Below are 15,639 nucleotides of genomic sequence, written 5' to 3'. Positions count from 1 at the left end.
ATGGTGTAGGAGCGGCGGCCGCCAGCAATTTCCGGTGGAGTCGGGTTGTTCAAGGAGCGAGGCGGGTCTGCCGGAGGCGATTTGGTTTTAGGTGTTCAAGCCTGCTGGTTCGTCCAGGATGGCCCTCGTTACCCATTCATAGAGCGTCTGCGCCGTGCAGCCGATCTTGGCTGCTATCGACGAACCGCTGCCCATCTCGATGAAAATATTTGCCTTCGTGATCCAAAGCCACCCGCACAGGTCTGGCGCGGACTTCAGGTGCAAATTTTTTGTTCGCTGTCTTGCTCATATAGGCTCCACTTCCTCAGAAGTTGGAGCCTCCGGTGAACCCGGCGCGGTTCAAGGCCGCAGGGCTACTCGCCGATTCCGTATCGGCATCGATTAAGGACAACGCCGGCCATGTTCGATCGCTCCGACAGTTCGCGTTCGCAGGCATCTACATCGTCCAGCGTGCTTTGTTCGGCAGCTGCTACAAGGATCGCGCAATCCACATTCGGCAAAAATGCAGTGACGTCGTCATTCGGTAGCATCGACGGAAGATCGAACAGAACGACGTCGGGGCCCATCCACTTTCGCATGTCGTGCAACGCCTTTGCTGCGCTCAGGCTCTGCAAGAGCTCCGCAGAATATTTCACCGGTCGGCAATTGGAGCCGATCGCCAGATTCTTGCCAAATCGGCGAAGCACATCTGCAGCCGCGCAGTTTCCACTGAGGAAATCCTCCATCGATCCGCTGCTTTTCTCCCCGAGCAGGTTTTCAATGCTGGGCTCCTTAAGATTCATGTCCATCAAGATAGTACGGCAGTCACTTTGGTTGGCGAGACTGAAAGCTAGGTTGAGTGCGACGAGTGACTTTCCGCAGGACGCTCTCGGCGACGTGATGGCCACAGATGTCCAACCGTTCTGTCGCAAGCACTGCAGCAGTCTTGTCCGCAGCATGTCGAAGGCGCCGTGTGCAGGATCTGAACGATTGAATGTCACTATCCGGTTCTGTTTGGCCAGCCTCGGGCTTAATGTCAGCCCCGGAAGACTGTCCCATGCCTCCGCCCGCTCGAACCGGGCGGAACCTTCGACGGTTCGCTCAGCGAGGCGTTCGGCGCTGCGAAAACGCATTGCTTCGTGCAACGGTGCTGGAGGTTGGTCCATGGTCTATTGTCCGATCCTGAATGGCAGAGCGCGGCTGATGTCAATTGCACCTTTGATGCGCAAAGGGTTCCCAGCTCCTGAAGTATAAGATGCAGTGCCATGATGATTTTGCGAGATCATCAAAAGGTTGACTATGACGCTGGCCGAAACAAGCGCGAAGATCCTATCCTTGGGCTTGGCCGTGTGGGCCTGTTCGTGCGTCCGGATTTCGGGAATGGTCGCAAGTGGCTGCATTTGCAGAAGTCGCACGACATCGGAAGGGCGGCGAATCGTCCGATTGAGCATTTCAAGCAACACAAGCAGCCCGAGACCAAAAGCCAGTCCGACCGGAGCCCCCATTATTGCAACGACGCGGGCCTGTTTTCGATTGGTGGGTTCACGCGGCGCTACTGCGGTCTCGATTAGGGTCAGGCGCCCCCCGTCAGAACGCATTTCAATCTGCTCTCCGGTCAATGCTTCCGCCCGTCGCGCAATTGTAGCGTTATACTGCGTTTGGATGTTGGCGTGATTGCGTTCCAGTGCGTTGAGGACGGTCTCGCTTGCAGGGGTCGCGGCAATCCAGTTCGTCAATTGCTCTATCCGCTTGTTTGCAGCCACCCGCTCCCGGTCGATAGCCTCCAGGCGCTCATCAATGTCCGACAATTGCAGGTCGAGACCAAATGAGGCAGTTTCTGCCGCGTCACGCTCCCGGCTCGCGCGCACTGCTGCTTCCTTCGGTTGGCGATCGAGCGCCTTGCTTCGCAGTGCTGCAATGCGCGATCTCAACGCGGTAACGTTCGGACTGGATTCTGAGAAAACGGCAAGCTGCTCGACAAGCGCCCTGTTGAGATCCGCCAGCATCTGCTGCTCGGGTGTCAGGGGCATCGCATCCGATAGCCGACCGGTATTGGTGTATGTGGCGATGAGGCCGCTCCGCCTAGTGCGCAGCTCCGATTCCTCACGTTCGAGCGCGGCGATTCTTTCCTGGAGGCTGCTTTGCTGGGTTCGGTGGAAATCAATGCTGGCTGGCAAGGTATCCTTGTTTTCCGTCTTGAACCTCAGGATATCTGCTTCAATCTTGTTTAGTTCCGCACCGAGCCGCGCCACCTCTTGATTGAAGAATTGCAGCGTGTTTCCCGCCCGGTCAGTCCGCTGCTGCTGGTTTTTTGCAACTAGCATCGACGTGATCTCATTGGCAATCCGGGCGGCGAGCACTGGATCCTGTCCGGTAACGGAAACCTGGAGAATGGTCGTGCCCAGACTCCGCGTCGAAGAGTCCTGGATCAGTTCCTCGAAGATTATCCTTGAACGCAGATCCTCCACGATGTCCTCGTCTGCAGGCTTGACTTCGCTCTTGGCATAGATAGCGAACCGGTCGGCGAGGGCGAGGAGGTTTTCGCGCGTTATGATCTGCTGCTGCAGGAGCTGCATCTGCTCAATAGCGCCAATGGCCACCGATGAGCGCGCAAGTTCCGAGGGGATTTGCGGCGCCTCGACCAAAACCTTGGCGACCGCCTTGTATTTTTTGGGCATCAGAGATGCTGCGCCGACCGCAAGTCCAAAGACCGCCGCGGCAGTCAAAAGAACGAGTGGGAGCCGTCTAACAAGGAGCGCAAGGTAAAACCGTAAGTCCAAGCTGCTGATCATGAAACCACTCAATTTCGAGGCATCTGATATCTGCCATTCTCAAGCGAGCGTGCATTGCAGAATAGATCGTCAATGGTGGGTGAACCGGTTGCACTGCGCGCGCGTGATAATCCCTTTGGGTGGCGTCGTTAGACCTATGCCTTATCGATGGCGCCTGGCCATCCCGCGCGCATCCCCAAGGCCCAACTCGCAACGGCCCAACCTGCAACGGTATGCATTCCCTGCCTGCAAAGCTGACGACGAAAACGCGCTGGCACTGCACCAATCCCGCAGGCCATCGAACGCATCGAATTGAGGAGCACGGCACAACCCGTCAGACTAGATCGAATTGTCTAACGAGCGATTTATTGAGACGCCATTCTATATGGTTAATATAGTCTTGCTCAAGCGAATTCGAAAAATATGACACCGGATACAGTTGGCTAAACTGCCGACCGGGGGCATTTGCGTGCCGCCGTAACGTTGACGCTTGCAGCTATGTTCAGCGTACGCGGAGGCTGTAATGTCGAAAGACCACCTGCCCTATTCGCTTGCAAGCCAGCCAGTATTACATGACGCAGTACTTGGCTCGCGATCGATCTATCCCGTATCGAAACGCCTATTCGATATTCTCTTTACGCTGGCAATCGCGCCGCTCGTTCTGCCTGTGGTCGGTTTACTCGCTTTGTTGGTCCGATTGGACGGCGAAGCTGCGTTTTTTTGCCAGCCACGCGTTGGTAAGGACGGCAGGGCGTTCCAACTGTGGAAGCTTCGGACGATGGTGCCTCGAGCCAGCGAGCAGTTGCAGGCACATTTGGCGAGCGATGCTGCGGTGCGCCTCGAATGGGAGAGCACGCAGAAGCTGAAGGACGATCCGCGTATAACGCGTTTGGGCAAATTTCTGCGCAAATACTCGCTCGACGAATTGCCACAATTCTGGAACGTCCTTCGCGGCGACATGAGTCTGGTCGGCCCTCGCCCGATGCTGCCTGATCAGCGTGCACAGTACCCCGGCACCGCTTACTTTAAGATGCGGCCCGGTTTGACAGGTCTGTGGCAGATCAGCGAGCGGAATGGCTGCACCTTCGCGGAGCGTGCGATGCACGATACCCGTTACTTCGGAATGATGTCACTCGGTACGGATCTTTGGATCCTGTCGAAAACACCGATCGTCGTCTTCAAGGGGACCGGTATGTAAAAAAGGGCGCCGATAAACGAAAAAATCCAGGCCCCGAATGCGGAGCCTGGTTCTGCTTTTAAGCGAGGAACTTCCTCTCAATGTTCCAGCCGACTTGAGGTATCGGAGGTGAATTCGGCAGGCAGGAGATCGTTGATCTTGTAGGCGACCTCGGTCCGGTTGGTTGCCTTAACCTTTTTCATAATGTTGCGGATGTGAACTTTGACGGTGCTTTCCCGCAAGTTGAGCTCATAGGCGATAATCTTGTTTGCCTTCCCGCGCCGCAACGCCTCGACAACTTCTGCCTGGCGAGCGGTGAACATGCCTGCGAGCGGACGGGCAACTGGGCCGCCGGTCTCAAGCACCTGGCGCATCGCGAACACGCTGCTGGCGGGGACGAAAATGCCGCCAGCGAGCGAGAGTGCAATTGCTTCGATGCAAACATCGATACTCACAGACGAAGGTATGTATCCCTTCGCCCCGCATTCCAAGGCTTTCATGATCTGCGCGAGGTCATCATTATCAGCAAGCACAATTATTGGCGCCTCGAACTCGGTCGAGAGCTTTTTTATCTCTTCAGTGACTGTCGCTTCTGCGACCTTCCTTCCGCCTACATTGAGCAAGATTGCGGCCGGCGGTGGATAGTCATGGCGCTTGCGCTTCCATTCTTCCACCGAGCCGAAAGCGACCACGTCCATCTCGACCTTGTGCGCCGAGATGCATTGTGCGAGGCATTCGCGATCAAGCGCCCTGTTGTCGATGATCAGGAGTGAACGGCCTCTTGCGACGGGTACTTCCTCGAACGATTTTTTGTTCAAAGTGCTGGAATCGCCGATTGCAATACGGTGGTCGAGATTGCCTGCTATTTCCTTGCCATTTGAGATCATTGCCGAAGTCATAGCTGCGTTACTCCCTACAAACGCACGCAAAATACCCCTGTCTTGCAGAGACACAATAGAAAGTGCGTGCTAGCCCCAACTGTACTTTAAAGGCCCCTATATTTGCCGGTCATTCGCGGTCTTAAGAATGGCTTAATTCGTATGAGACATAGCTTATTTACCCCATTATAACCTTCTTGCCTAGCGCAGCTGTTGCCTCCTGGGCGCAATCAAGGCGCGCCGCGCTCTTTCCCCAGCTACCGCTTTGAGATCGAGAGTTCGTACGAAAGTATCAGTATTCTACGTCTATTGGAGAGGGTGACGAGGGCCGCGATTTGCTAACGTTCGATTGATGTTAGCTTGATTTTCCGTCGCGGCGGCGAAGCGCGACGTCGATGCTTCAATCTTCCATCACCTAAAGGGATGAGTGCGGTTCAAAGGCATGCAATACTCACTGATAATGAAATTAAGTAACGCATGTTGATCAAGCAATATTGAGATGCTTGCCTTTAACTTTGATGCTGTCAATTCTGCAATACCTGAAAAGTTGGCAAAATCCGGGTTATTCACCGAAATCTCCGAGTGTCGGTCGACGCCCGCCCCGATTCTAGGCCAGTCAAGGCTGGAATTTCCGGGGTTACGCTCAGGTCGGCACCTTGTTGCCGATTAGCTGTTTAACCGCCCATAACCGCTTCTGGTTCGCTAATGTCGATCTGGATCGCGACATCGACAACTCCCAGCTCTGGAGCCATTGCGTTTACTCAACTCATTAAGGGGTGGCGCGCGAAGAACGACCGGCATTGACGTCGAAGCCAAGGCTGAACGCTCACAGAGGCAGAAAGCCCGTAAGTATAGATCTAATCAGAAAAGCCGTGCGATCCATCGCCGGACGGTGTCAGTATTACACTGGTGGTGTTGGTCGTTTTTTAGGGGGGCCATCTTTAGGCGTCGTAAATTGCACGCACTCGGAGTCGACATACTCTACAGGAGTGTTGATGTTGCGTTGTTTGCGAAACTCGTCAACCGCCCTCCTGCATCCCGAAAAGGTACCATAGTCGTCAATGATTATGATGCCTCCAGGGGAAACAAAATCGTAAAGATGATCAAGGCAAGTTTTCGTTGAATCGTACCAATCGCCGTCAATGCGCAGGACTGCGATGGAATGTATGCTGGCAGCGGGAACAGTATCTTGAAACCAGCCCACATGGAAAATTACCCGTTCTCGTGGGATGCCAACTCGTGAAAAGAACGCTCTCACTGTGTCGGCTCCGTCGCCCTGACAAATTCCCGTCCACGTTAGTGTACCTGGCAATTTCTCGCCCTGCTCGCGGCGATCAACCATAAAGCTCTCAAACACCTCGTTGTCTGCGGGAGTCGGAGGAGGCAACCCTTCAAAGCTATCGAACGCGTGGTATTGGCGGGCCGTCTCAAATCGCATGTCCCAAAGAGCCATCAAGGCTATTGAGCCGCCCGACCACACCCCGCACTCGACCAAATCCCCAGGTATCCCGCGCTGATTTACGTGTTCAACGGCGTCGCATATGTTGAACAGCCGGACGGGGGGCAACATGGTCTTGGTATATATTTTCCAGATCGTTCCAATCCTTGTTAACGATCCGGACCTTCGCAGCGGAAAACCTCTGATATCCCGTGAAAGCTTGGCTGTTCGGTAAATTGCTTCGTTGGATTTCACCCATCCCTTGATCATCGCGGTCCCAATCCTGTGAGTTGATTTGATGGTCGCAAATATCGGCAGGTCGCAAAGGTTCAGGATGGGTCTGGATAGCCATCCATCCAGTCCTTGCGGCGCTGCCAGATAATGCGCCATTCTGCTCCAGCCTTTTTCCAGCGTTCACGTCCGGTCAGCATCCCGAGAAACGGCACGGCACGTGCTCGAAGCCAGACGGCGAGGCCCATGAAAACGCGCGCCAATCTCAACTGCCAAGCGGGCCAATGCTTTTGAGCCAGCGTCATCTTGCCAGCGAACAGCTTTACCATCTTGCCGGAGTAGATCTGGTCTGACGCGCCTCCGAAGTGAATGATCTCGGATGCTGGCGTGAATCTGGGTCTGGCCCCGAAAACACGTGCGCGCAGACATAGGTCGGCTTCTTCCGCATACATGTAGAAGCGTGGGTCGAAGCCGCCAAGTAAATGCCACAGATCGGTATCGATTAGCAGATAGCAGCCGGAGACGATGTCGACCTCGCGTTCGCTTTGCCGGTCAAACCCACCATACGCTTCCGAGTTGAACACCGCCGAACGGGGAAAGATCTTCTGCAGTCCGAAAGCATAACAAAATACCGACCAGACCGACATTCGAGCCCAAATCGATGAGGGATCGAGTTGGCGCTTACCATCATAGGTCCGTCCACCCCAGATCTGCGCCCAGGGCGTGCGCTCGGCAAATGCGAGCAGGCTTTGTAACGCATTCGCCAACACGATGGTATCGGGATTGAGGAGCAAGATGCGTCGTCCCCGCGCCATGTCGGCCATCAAATTGTTCGCCCGGCCAAAGCCCAGATTTCCCCCCGAGCGAACCAGGTGCACCCGTTTGCCCAATTCGTTGACAAAGGCGGCTTCGATCATGTCGGCTGATCCATCCGGGCTTTCATTGTCGCAGACCAGCAATTCCAAATTGACGCCTTCGCTGGTGTCGAGCACCGATTGGAGGGCCGCGATCGTCATCTCAGCGGTGTTGTAGCTGACCACGATGATGGACAGATCGGGGCGCTGTAGCGCGTTGGCCGGGGAGGCGGGTGTCTGCGTCATGTCAGATTGCCTTGGGTAAATGGGGTGGTTGTGCTCATCGGTTCCAATCGCTTCGGTCTCTCGCTGGCCCGCGCAGCAGGATGCGCGCCATCGCATAGCCGCGATAAATCCGTACGGCACAAAGACAGCCAAAGGCTGTGATCCGTTGCGTCAATCCGGCCACGCGCGGTGTGGTCATGATTGTACGCAGTTCGAAGAGCGGTGAGCCGGAAACGGCTATTGTGCGGCCGATCCATCGGGCGATGCCCAAGGTTCCAGGCATCTTCTCTTCAAAATCATGGGCGATATGGCGGTCCCATTTTTGCGTCAGTTCGGAAAAACTTTTGCGTGCCGGATGATAGACAATCATCTGGGCCAGATATTCTGTTCGATAGCCAAGTGCTTTGGAGCGAAGTCCCCAATCGCGGTCCTCGGCAACGCCAATGCCGGCAAAGGGGCCGACATGGCGCAGAACGGCGGGATGCATGGCAAGATTTCCCGTGCCGGAAAAGCCTTCTTCGATATGCTCTTTGTTCCGGTAGGAATAGATCGCCTCGTAGGGTTCGAGGAAGGTGTGTTTGGAGGGATGCGCGTAGCCCACCAACACTTCGCCACCGAGGATCTGGGTGTCTGGGTTGGTAAACGCCTGTTCGATATGATGCAGCCAATCCGGGTGCGCATAGCAATCGGCATCAATGAAGGCCAGGACGTCGCCATTTGCCGCGGCCGCCCCGGCGTTGCGCGCAGGCCCGGGGCCGGGGGTCGTTTCGGACAGCAAAGTTACATCGGGCCAAGCCGCGCAGACTGCCTCCGGCATCCGGCGCGAAGCATTGTCAACCACTATGAACTCAATTGCTGCCGAAACACCTCTTTGCGCGTGCAGCGACGAAAGGCAGACCACAAGCTGATTTTCCTGGTTGAAATGTGGGATGATCACTGAAATCAGCATGGCTAAGCTCTCAGAAAAATTCGCACAGGAAGGTTTCCAGCGCGAACAGCGCCCAGAGCGTCTTGGCGTGGTCTCGGCGGCCGGAGCTATGATCTGACATCAGGCGGCGGATGGCGTCCGGGTCAAGGTAGTCGCGTGTGATCGCGCCGCTGCCCAGCACTATCTCATTGAATGGTTCGCGCAGCTGCCCGCGAAACCAAGCACTGACCGGCATGCGAAATCCGTTCTTGGGGCGGCGCAATACCGCTTCGGGGAGGCGGGGGGCCAGGGCTTCACGCACGATCCGCTTGGTCGTGCGGCCCTTGATGCGCCATTCCTCGGGCAGGCTCGAGGCGTATTCTGCGAGTCTGATGTCCATGAACGGCGCGCGCCCTTCAATTGAGGCGGCCATGGTCATTGCATCCATGCGCTCCAGCAAGTTGTCCGGCAACCAAGAGGTTTGATCGAAATGCAGCACTTGGCGTAACGGTGACGCGCCATTGGCCGACTGAAACGGCGCCTGCCCCGGTTGGCGTGTGGCCGGTGGCCCTGTCCATATCTGTGCGCGTTCCGCCGGGGTGATCGCGCCGAACCAGCGCACCATTCGGTCCTCAAATCGGCGCTCGCGCAACGCACGCCCTGCGATATTGAGGCGTCGGTCGCTTTTCGGGGCAATAGCGGTGGCGGCCAGTATCCCTCGTCCCAAGAGGGACATAATACCTGAGGGCGCGAGGCGCCCCAGGTGTGCCTCGGCCAGATGTTTGGGATACCCAGCAAACAGTTCGTCCGATCCTTCGCCTGACAACACCACCTTCACATGGCGCGCCGCTTCCACCGACATCATATAGATTGGCAAATCCGCAACCTCGCTCATCGGGGCACCACGGTGGCGGCTGAGCATAGGCAAGAGATCAGCCATGTCGTCGGTTTCGAGTTCGATTGGGGTATGGATGGTGCCCAGAAGCCTGGCGGTGTCGGCGGCGGCGGGTAGTTCCGCATCCATATCGCCCCGAAAGCCAACCGAAAAAGTGCGGATTTCCGGGGCGCCGAGATGCTTCAAAGTTGCGACGATCGATGAAGAATCGAGCCCGCTGGACAGAAACGCCCCCAGGGGCACGTCAGCACGCAAGCGCAAGCGCACAGCCTCATCGAACACTTCCAGAAAGCCTGCGATTGGGTCCGAGGGCACTGGAAGACGACCGCCGCCCTGAGCCTCGGGCGCAACCCAATACCGTTCCTCGCGCCATTGCCCGGCTTTCCAGGTGATCAGTCCACCGGGCGCCAGTTTTCGGATGCCTCGAAAAAAGGTATTTGGGCCAGGGACATAGCGCCAGCACAGGAAATCATGCAGCGAGTCAACGTCCAGTTCGGCGTTGATCGCGGGATGTTCCAGAAGAGCGGTCACTTCGGACCCGAACACAAGCCCCTGCCCATTGGGAAGGGGTGTAGTGGCATAAAAAAGCGGCTTCTTGCCAAAGGGATCGCGCGCCAAGACTACGGAGTTATCGCCGTTGTCATGCAGGGCAAAGGCGAACATGCCGCGAAGTTTGACCAAGCTGTCTTTGCCCCAAGCTCGCCAAGCTTCAAGAATCACTTCGGTGTCGGAATGGGTCCGCAGTACCGCCCCTTTGGCTTTGAGTTCAGACCGCAGCTCCAGGTAGTTATATATCTCGCCGTTGTAGACGACCGTGAAGCGGCCATCATGGCTTTTCATTGGCTGATCGCCGGTGGTCAGATCAATGATGGCTAAGCGGCGGTGGCCGAGAGCCGCGGTGGTCCCATCGCCAAGTCGGAGCATGGCATGGCCATCTCCATCCGGACCCCGATGATGGATGATGTCGGTCATCGCGCGCAGTGTGGCATCACTGGCTGCAGGTCCGATCCATCCAGCTATTCCGCACATGCGCCTCGACTCCGTAAAGGGCCCACCAGTTCAGGGTGAGGTTCGGTGGCAATGAGTTCCGCTGCCGGTTCGGGTCTGACGGTACGCCTCCGCCTTAGTGAGTCACCCTGACTAGGATGTGGAATAGTGTCGCTCTTCAATGTCGTTCGGCCTCCGACTAAACAGGTAACCATAGGCATCAAGGTAACGCCCGGCCTCGCCCGTCCATCGAAATTCGCGTTCGGCCACCGTCCGCCCCAGCTCGCCCATTTGCCTGCGGCGTTCCGGATCGTCGATGAGTGCGAGGATGCCATCCGCGAGTGCCTCCGGAGAATGCTCGTGCACCACCAACGCCGCGCCGGCGGCTTCTCGCGTTGCCTGGCGTAGATTGAACTGAACAATGGGCAGACCCAGCATCATGTATTCGAAGACTTTGTTCATCGAGAGCTTGTCGTTCAGTTCACCAGGGGGATCTGGGATAATCCCGACATCAAACGCCGACAGATGGGACAAAAGGCGCGGACCGCTCAGGTAGCCGGTAAACTGCAGGTGGCGGCCGAGCCCGAGTTCGGCTGTCATAGTCTTCAGCCGGTTGAGTTCCGGTCCGTCGCCTATGATCAGGCAATTGATGTCGTCCCGCTTTCGCACATGCAAAATCTCAGCGATGGCGCGAACCAGAGTTTCTACACCATCTTGTTTTCCCATGATTCCGATGTAGCCAATGAGGTGTTTTCCGGCAGCCACCACTGATTCATCCGCCGCTGCCGGCTTGAACCGTGAGGCCTCGGGATAGCTTTTGACTACGACGACTCGATCCGGGGGCATGCCACCTCGGGCGACTGCTATGTCGCGAAATGTCTCATTCGTTGCAATGCTTGCATCCGCCAAGCGAAATGTCTGTCGCTCGAAGAAGCCCAGGAGTTTGTAGAACAGATCCTTGCGGCCAAACTTGCTTACATAGAGTTCCGGGCTCAGATCGTGGTGGTCGAATACGAAGTAGGTTCCAAACAGCAACTTGTGAAAGAGCGCCACCAGGAACAGTAAGTCCGGAGGGTTGCATGCCTGGATGACATCGATTTTTTGGCGTCGTCGGACCCGGAGTGATAGGTGGAACTGATGTATCAGCGCGGTGAAATACTCGACGAAGTATCCGGCCGCCGACACGGCTTCCTTGAGCGGGTGCCGATAAATGTGGACGCCGTTGATGACCTCGTAGTTCTTGTCGTGACCCCTTCCTTTCGGGCAGATCACCGACACCTCATAGCCGGCCTCGCGCAAAGCCTGCGCCTCCTGCCAGACCCGGCGATCGAATGGAACTGGCAGGTTTTCAACCAATATTAGGATGTGATTCTTCATGGAAATGGCAGCCTCCATGCGCATCCGCGAGCAATTCGAGGCACGACCATACGATCTGCGATCCTTAAGTCTCCAGTCGGCAAAGGGGATAGGTAGTTGACCTTTTTGAACTACCTTCGGGTGGGGCTGACAGCCTCGCGTATGAGGGACGCCCCTTGGATTGCGCGCTCTACTGCCGAACGCGGCAGGTAATCGCGCGGAGATGCCGCGCGTGGGTTGCAAAGCGCAGTTTGGCGGTCGGGTGCATAGATTATTTGCCAGCAGATCGCAGCCCTCGATCGGATAGGAAGCGCCGACAATGTCTTCTGCGAGCCGCCCTGAGGCGAAGGCCCAAGTCAATTCGAACCCGATACAACGCCTACCTTTGTGCGAGACGCCGGTGCGCGAAGGCGAAAGCATTATGACGTACCGGCGCTTACTACACCTTTCGGCGTGCCAGCTACCGCGATTTGTTTTCTTTACTCGCTGATCGGAAAGAACTTTCCTGATCTACGAGGAACTCAGGCGGTGGGATGATGTCTTTGGCCGGATGCCTCAGTTCGGAATTATGCCAACAATGAGCACGGACTTTGCGGTATGATCGCTCCATCTGTTGCCTTGGATGACGGCGTAGTCATTCACCATCCCGATCTGGTCAACCTCTATGGCTGTAGGATCGGTGCCGGCAGCCGTATCGGAACGTTCGTGGAAATCCAGAAGAACGCATCCGTCGGACGCGACTGCAAGATTTCCAGCCATACTTTCATCTGTGAAGGCGTAACGATCGAAGATGGCGTCTTTGTCGGCCATGGCGTGATGTTCACGAACGACCTCTATCCGCGTGCTGTCAATCCGGATGGCAGCCTGCAGACGGAGAAGGACTGGAAACTGATCCCCACGCTCGTCAGGCGCCATGCCTCCATCGGCAGCAACGTGACTATATTGGCCGGTGTCACGATCGGCGAACGTGCTCAGGTCGGGGCCGGCGCGATGGTCACCAAGGACGTACCTGACGATGCAATTGTCGCCGGCGTGCCGGCAAAGGTTATCGGGTATGCGAAGGGCGTGTCGCTCGCACCCATTTCCTCCAGGAGAACGTGATGATCGGCTTTGCTGTCGTGGGATATGGATACTGGGGCCCGAACCTAGCCCGCAACATTGCAGAAATTCCAGACGCACGTCTGACCCATGTTTGCGATCTCAACAAGGAGCGGCTGGCGAAGGTAAAGGCGCGGTATCCAACCGTGGTGATCACCGACAGTCTGGAGGATGTTCTCCGCGATCCCCATGTTGACGCTATCGCAATTGCGACGCCTGTTTCGACCCATTTCAGGATAGCCATGCAGGCCCTGATGGCCGGTAAGCATGTTTTAGTCGAGAAGCCGATGACATCGACCTCAGAGGAAGCGAAGCGGCTAATTGAGGAAGCTGCAAGACGTAACCTTGTGCTGGCTGTTGACCACACATTCGTACACACCGGAGCGGTCCGGAAGATGCGCGAAATCGTCGAGAATGGTCTTGGCGAGATGTACTACTACGATTCTGTAAGGGTTAATCTCGGGCTGTTTCAGCACGATGTGAGTGTGATCTGGGACCTTGCGGTCCATGACCTGTCGATCCTCGACTACATACTGAGAGAGAAGCCGGTGGCGGTCTCGGCGACAGGCATGAGCCACGTCCTCGGAGAGCCGGAGAACATCGCTTACCTCAATCTCTTCTTTGAGAGCAAGCTGATAGCCCACATCCACGTCAATTGGCTCGCGCCTGTGAAGGTGCGCCGGACGCTTGTGGGTGGCAGCCGCAAGATGATTGTCTACGACGATTTGGAGCCCAGCGAAAAGATCAAGGTCTACGACAAGGGCATAACATTGAGCGACAACCCGCGAAACAGCGGGGAGAAGATTTACGAGATGTTGGTCGGTTATCGCACTGGCGACATGTATGCCCCCGAATTGGATATAACGGAGGCATTGAGCCGCGAACTGCGGCAATTCGTTTCGTGCGTGGAGCGCAACGAGAAGCCGATCGTCGATGGCAATGCTGGCCTCCGTGTCGTGCGGATCCTAGAAGCGGCAACTCATTCGCTAGCTCAGCGCGGTCGTGTCGTCGAACTCGGCCAGGCGAGGATGATTGCATGATCCCGTTTCTCGACCTGAAAGCGCAGTATGCCTCGATCAAGGAGGAAATTGACGTAGCGGTGCTAAACGTTCTCGCTTCCGCTCAGTATGTGCTGGGGGAAGAGGTGGCGGCTTTTGAGCAGGAGTTTGCGGAATATTGTGGCGTGAGCCATGCCATCGCGGTCAATACCGGGACAAGCGCGTTACACCTGTCCTTGTTGGCGGCCGGCATCGGTCCCGGCGACGAGGTCGTCACGGTGCCATTCACCTTCATCGCCACCACATCGGCCATCTGCTACACCGGCGCGCGGCCGGTGTTTGTCGATGTCGAACCCATAACGCTCACCATGGATCCGACAAAACTCGAGGCCGCGATCACACCGCGGACCAAGGCTATCGTACCTGTTCATATCTATGGGCAGATGGCCGACATGGATGCCATATGCGCCGTGGCCGAGCGTTACGGGCTTACAGTGATCGAGGACGCTTGTCAGGCGCATGGGGCGGCCTACCGGGGGAGTCGTGCAGGAAGCATCGGTACTTCGGGATGCTTCAGCTTTTATCCCGGCAAGAACCTGGGCGCGTGCGGCGAGGGGGGCATGGTTGTCACAAGCGATGACGAACATGCCGCATCCATCCGAATGCTGCGGGACTGGGGCCAGAAGCAGCGTTACCATCACGTCTTGAAGGGCTACAACTATCGCATGGATGGCATCCAGGGGGCGATCCTGCGCGTAAAGCTCAGGCACCTGGACGCCTGGACAGCCGCTCGCCGTGCTCATGCCGCACAATATTCGTCGCTGTTGGTGCGTTCGGCCGTTGTCGCACCTCCGACCGAGGCGGTCGATCGGCACCACGTGTACCACATCTATGCCGTGAGAAGTCGACAGCGCGCAGAACTCCAGCGCTGTCTTCAGGCCAAGGGCATTCAGTTCGGTCTGCACTACCCGATTCCTGTGCATTTGCAGGAGGCGCACATGGACCTTGGCTATGGGGTTGGCGACTTTACTGTATCCGAAACCGCCGCTCGTGAGGTCGTTTCGCTTCCGATCTATCCCGAAATGACGTCGATGCAGGTCTCTGATGTGGTGGCCGCCGTGGAGCAGGATAGTTATGTCTGCTGATCTGAGCATGATGTCCAAAGTGGTGGAAGCGGTGCATGCCAAGCGCGAGATAGCTGCAGATCCACCCTATGAACAGCAGTTGGCAGACGAACTGAAGAATACTTATGGTTCGGAAGGGTTGGTCGAACTCTACGGGCGCTTTTCCTCCGGTGCCGGATTCATCGATGGCCTGATGCGACGGGTGATCTGGCGGGCCCTTGCACGACAGTGCGGCTCGCATCTCCGCATCGGTAGTGACGTCGTCTTTCGTCACCTCGAGACGTTCCAGATCGGCGACGGTCTGCGAATTGGAGCCGGCGCCCAGATCCAGGGTCGTTACGACGGAACATGCGCGATCGGTCACAAGGTCTGGATCGGTCCGCAGGCATTTCTTGATGCGCGGGATCTGGTACTGGGAGACTACGTCGGATGGGGCCCGGGGGCCAAGGTTCTCGGCTCCGTCCACACGGGTATTCCGCAAGACATACCAATGATTGCGACCGATTTGGAGATCAGGCCCGTGCGGATCGGCGCGTGGGTGGATATTGGTACCAATGCCACGATCCTGCCGGGCGTAACGATCGGCATGGGCGCCATAGTAGGTGCCGGCGCAGTGGTTGTCTCTGACGTTCAGTCGTTCTCCATTGTTGTTGGGGTCCCCGCGCGATTCTTGCGCTGGCGAAAGGATTCTGACCCGGCGCCGACGTCAGCATAAGGAGCG

General features: G+C 56.8%; 14 protein-coding genes. 5 read left to right on the top strand and 9 right to left on the bottom strand.

Annotated features, from left to right (window positions below):
• Positions 1 to 136: 136 nt before the first annotated feature.
• The 3 genes from IB238_RS17410 to IB238_RS17400 form a co-directional block, all read right to left on the bottom strand.
• On the bottom strand, positions 137 to 289 hold the full coding sequence (locus tag IB238_RS17410) for a hypothetical protein (RefSeq protein ID WP_192249614.1): 153 nt from the start codon (positions 287 to 289) through the stop codon (positions 137 to 139).
• Between the two features lie 64 nt (positions 290 to 353).
• A complete protein-coding gene (locus IB238_RS17405; protein ID WP_246723695.1) occupies positions 354 to 1,145 on the bottom strand; it encodes a CpsD/CapB family tyrosine-protein kinase in 792 nt (263 codons plus the stop codon).
• A 3-nt stretch (positions 1,146 to 1,148) separates the two neighbouring features.
• The gene (locus IB238_RS17400) at positions 1,149 to 2,783 is read right to left on the bottom strand and encodes a Wzz/FepE/Etk N-terminal domain-containing protein (protein ID WP_192249611.1); all 1,635 of its coding nucleotides are present in this window, start codon (positions 2,781 to 2,783) and stop codon (positions 1,149 to 1,151) included.
• Positions 2,784 to 3,273: 490 nt separating this feature from the next.
• Between IB238_RS17400 and IB238_RS17395 the strand changes: the two genes are divergently transcribed.
• Complete coding sequence (locus IB238_RS17395; RefSeq protein WP_192249608.1) at positions 3,274 to 3,948, top strand: sugar transferase; 675 nt, start codon at positions 3,274 to 3,276, stop codon at positions 3,946 to 3,948.
• Positions 3,949 to 4,025: 77 nt separating this feature from the next.
• Here IB238_RS17395 and IB238_RS17390 read toward each other — a convergent pair whose 3' ends face one another.
• The 6 genes from IB238_RS17390 to IB238_RS17365 form a co-directional block, all read right to left on the bottom strand.
• Entirely contained in the window at positions 4,026 to 4,826 is an 801-nt protein-coding gene (locus tag IB238_RS17390) for a response regulator transcription factor (RefSeq protein WP_192249770.1), read from the bottom strand.
• A gap of 880 nt (positions 4,827 to 5,706) precedes the next feature.
• A complete protein-coding gene (locus IB238_RS17385; RefSeq protein WP_192249605.1) occupies positions 5,707 to 6,633 on the bottom strand; it encodes a TylF/MycF/NovP-related O-methyltransferase in 927 nt (308 codons plus the stop codon).
• Positions 6,573 to 7,574, bottom strand: a complete 1,002-nt coding sequence (locus IB238_RS17380) for a glycosyltransferase family 2 protein (protein ID WP_192249603.1) — start codon at positions 7,572 to 7,574, stop codon at positions 6,573 to 6,575. The genes IB238_RS17385 and IB238_RS17380 overlap by 61 nt, the downstream gene beginning before the upstream one ends.
• A 34-nt stretch (positions 7,575 to 7,608) precedes the next feature.
• Positions 7,609 to 8,502 carry a glycosyltransferase family 2 protein gene (locus IB238_RS17375; RefSeq protein WP_192249599.1) on the bottom strand — a complete coding sequence of 298 codons (894 nt, stop codon included), beginning with the start codon at positions 8,500 to 8,502 and terminating at the stop codon, positions 7,609 to 7,611.
• Positions 8,503 to 8,512: 10 nt separating this feature from the next.
• The gene (gene asnB / locus IB238_RS17370) at positions 8,513 to 10,384 is read right to left on the bottom strand and encodes an asparagine synthase (glutamine-hydrolyzing) (protein ID WP_192249597.1); all 1,872 of its coding nucleotides are present in this window, start codon (positions 10,382 to 10,384) and stop codon (positions 8,513 to 8,515) included.
• A gap of 111 nt (positions 10,385 to 10,495) precedes the next feature.
• Positions 10,496 to 11,719, bottom strand: coding sequence for a glycosyltransferase family 4 protein (locus tag IB238_RS17365; protein WP_246723693.1), 1,224 nt, complete (start codon positions 11,717 to 11,719; stop codon positions 10,496 to 10,498).
• A 576-nt stretch (positions 11,720 to 12,295) separates the two neighbouring features.
• Here IB238_RS17365 and IB238_RS17360 point away from each other — a divergent pair.
• From IB238_RS17360 to IB238_RS17345, 4 genes are read left to right on the top strand one after another with little or no spacing between them, the layout of a single operon-like run.
• Positions 12,296 to 12,799, top strand: a complete 504-nt coding sequence (locus IB238_RS17360) for an acyltransferase (protein WP_192249594.1) — start codon at positions 12,296 to 12,298, stop codon at positions 12,797 to 12,799.
• Positions 12,799 to 13,836, top strand: coding sequence for a Gfo/Idh/MocA family oxidoreductase (locus IB238_RS17355; RefSeq protein ID WP_192249591.1), 1,038 nt, complete (start codon positions 12,799 to 12,801; stop codon positions 13,834 to 13,836). The genes IB238_RS17360 and IB238_RS17355 overlap by 1 nt, the downstream gene beginning before the upstream one ends.
• Complete coding sequence (locus IB238_RS17350; RefSeq protein WP_192249588.1) at positions 13,833 to 14,939, top strand: DegT/DnrJ/EryC1/StrS family aminotransferase; 1,107 nt, start codon at positions 13,833 to 13,835, stop codon at positions 14,937 to 14,939. Before IB238_RS17355 ends, IB238_RS17350 begins: the two co-directional genes overlap by 4 nt.
• Positions 14,929 to 15,633 carry an acyltransferase gene (locus tag IB238_RS17345; protein ID WP_192249584.1) on the top strand — a complete coding sequence of 235 codons (705 nt, stop codon included), beginning with the start codon at positions 14,929 to 14,931 and terminating at the stop codon, positions 15,631 to 15,633. The genes IB238_RS17350 and IB238_RS17345 overlap by 11 nt, the downstream gene beginning before the upstream one ends.
• Positions 15,634 to 15,639: the final 6 nt, after the last annotated feature.

The sequence above is a fragment of the Rhizobium sp. ARZ01 genome, assembly GCF_014851675.1.
In the GTDB taxonomy this organism is placed as follows: Bacteria; Pseudomonadota; Alphaproteobacteria; order Rhizobiales; family Rhizobiaceae; genus Mycoplana.
This window is presented reverse-complemented; position numbering and strand designations above follow the sequence as displayed.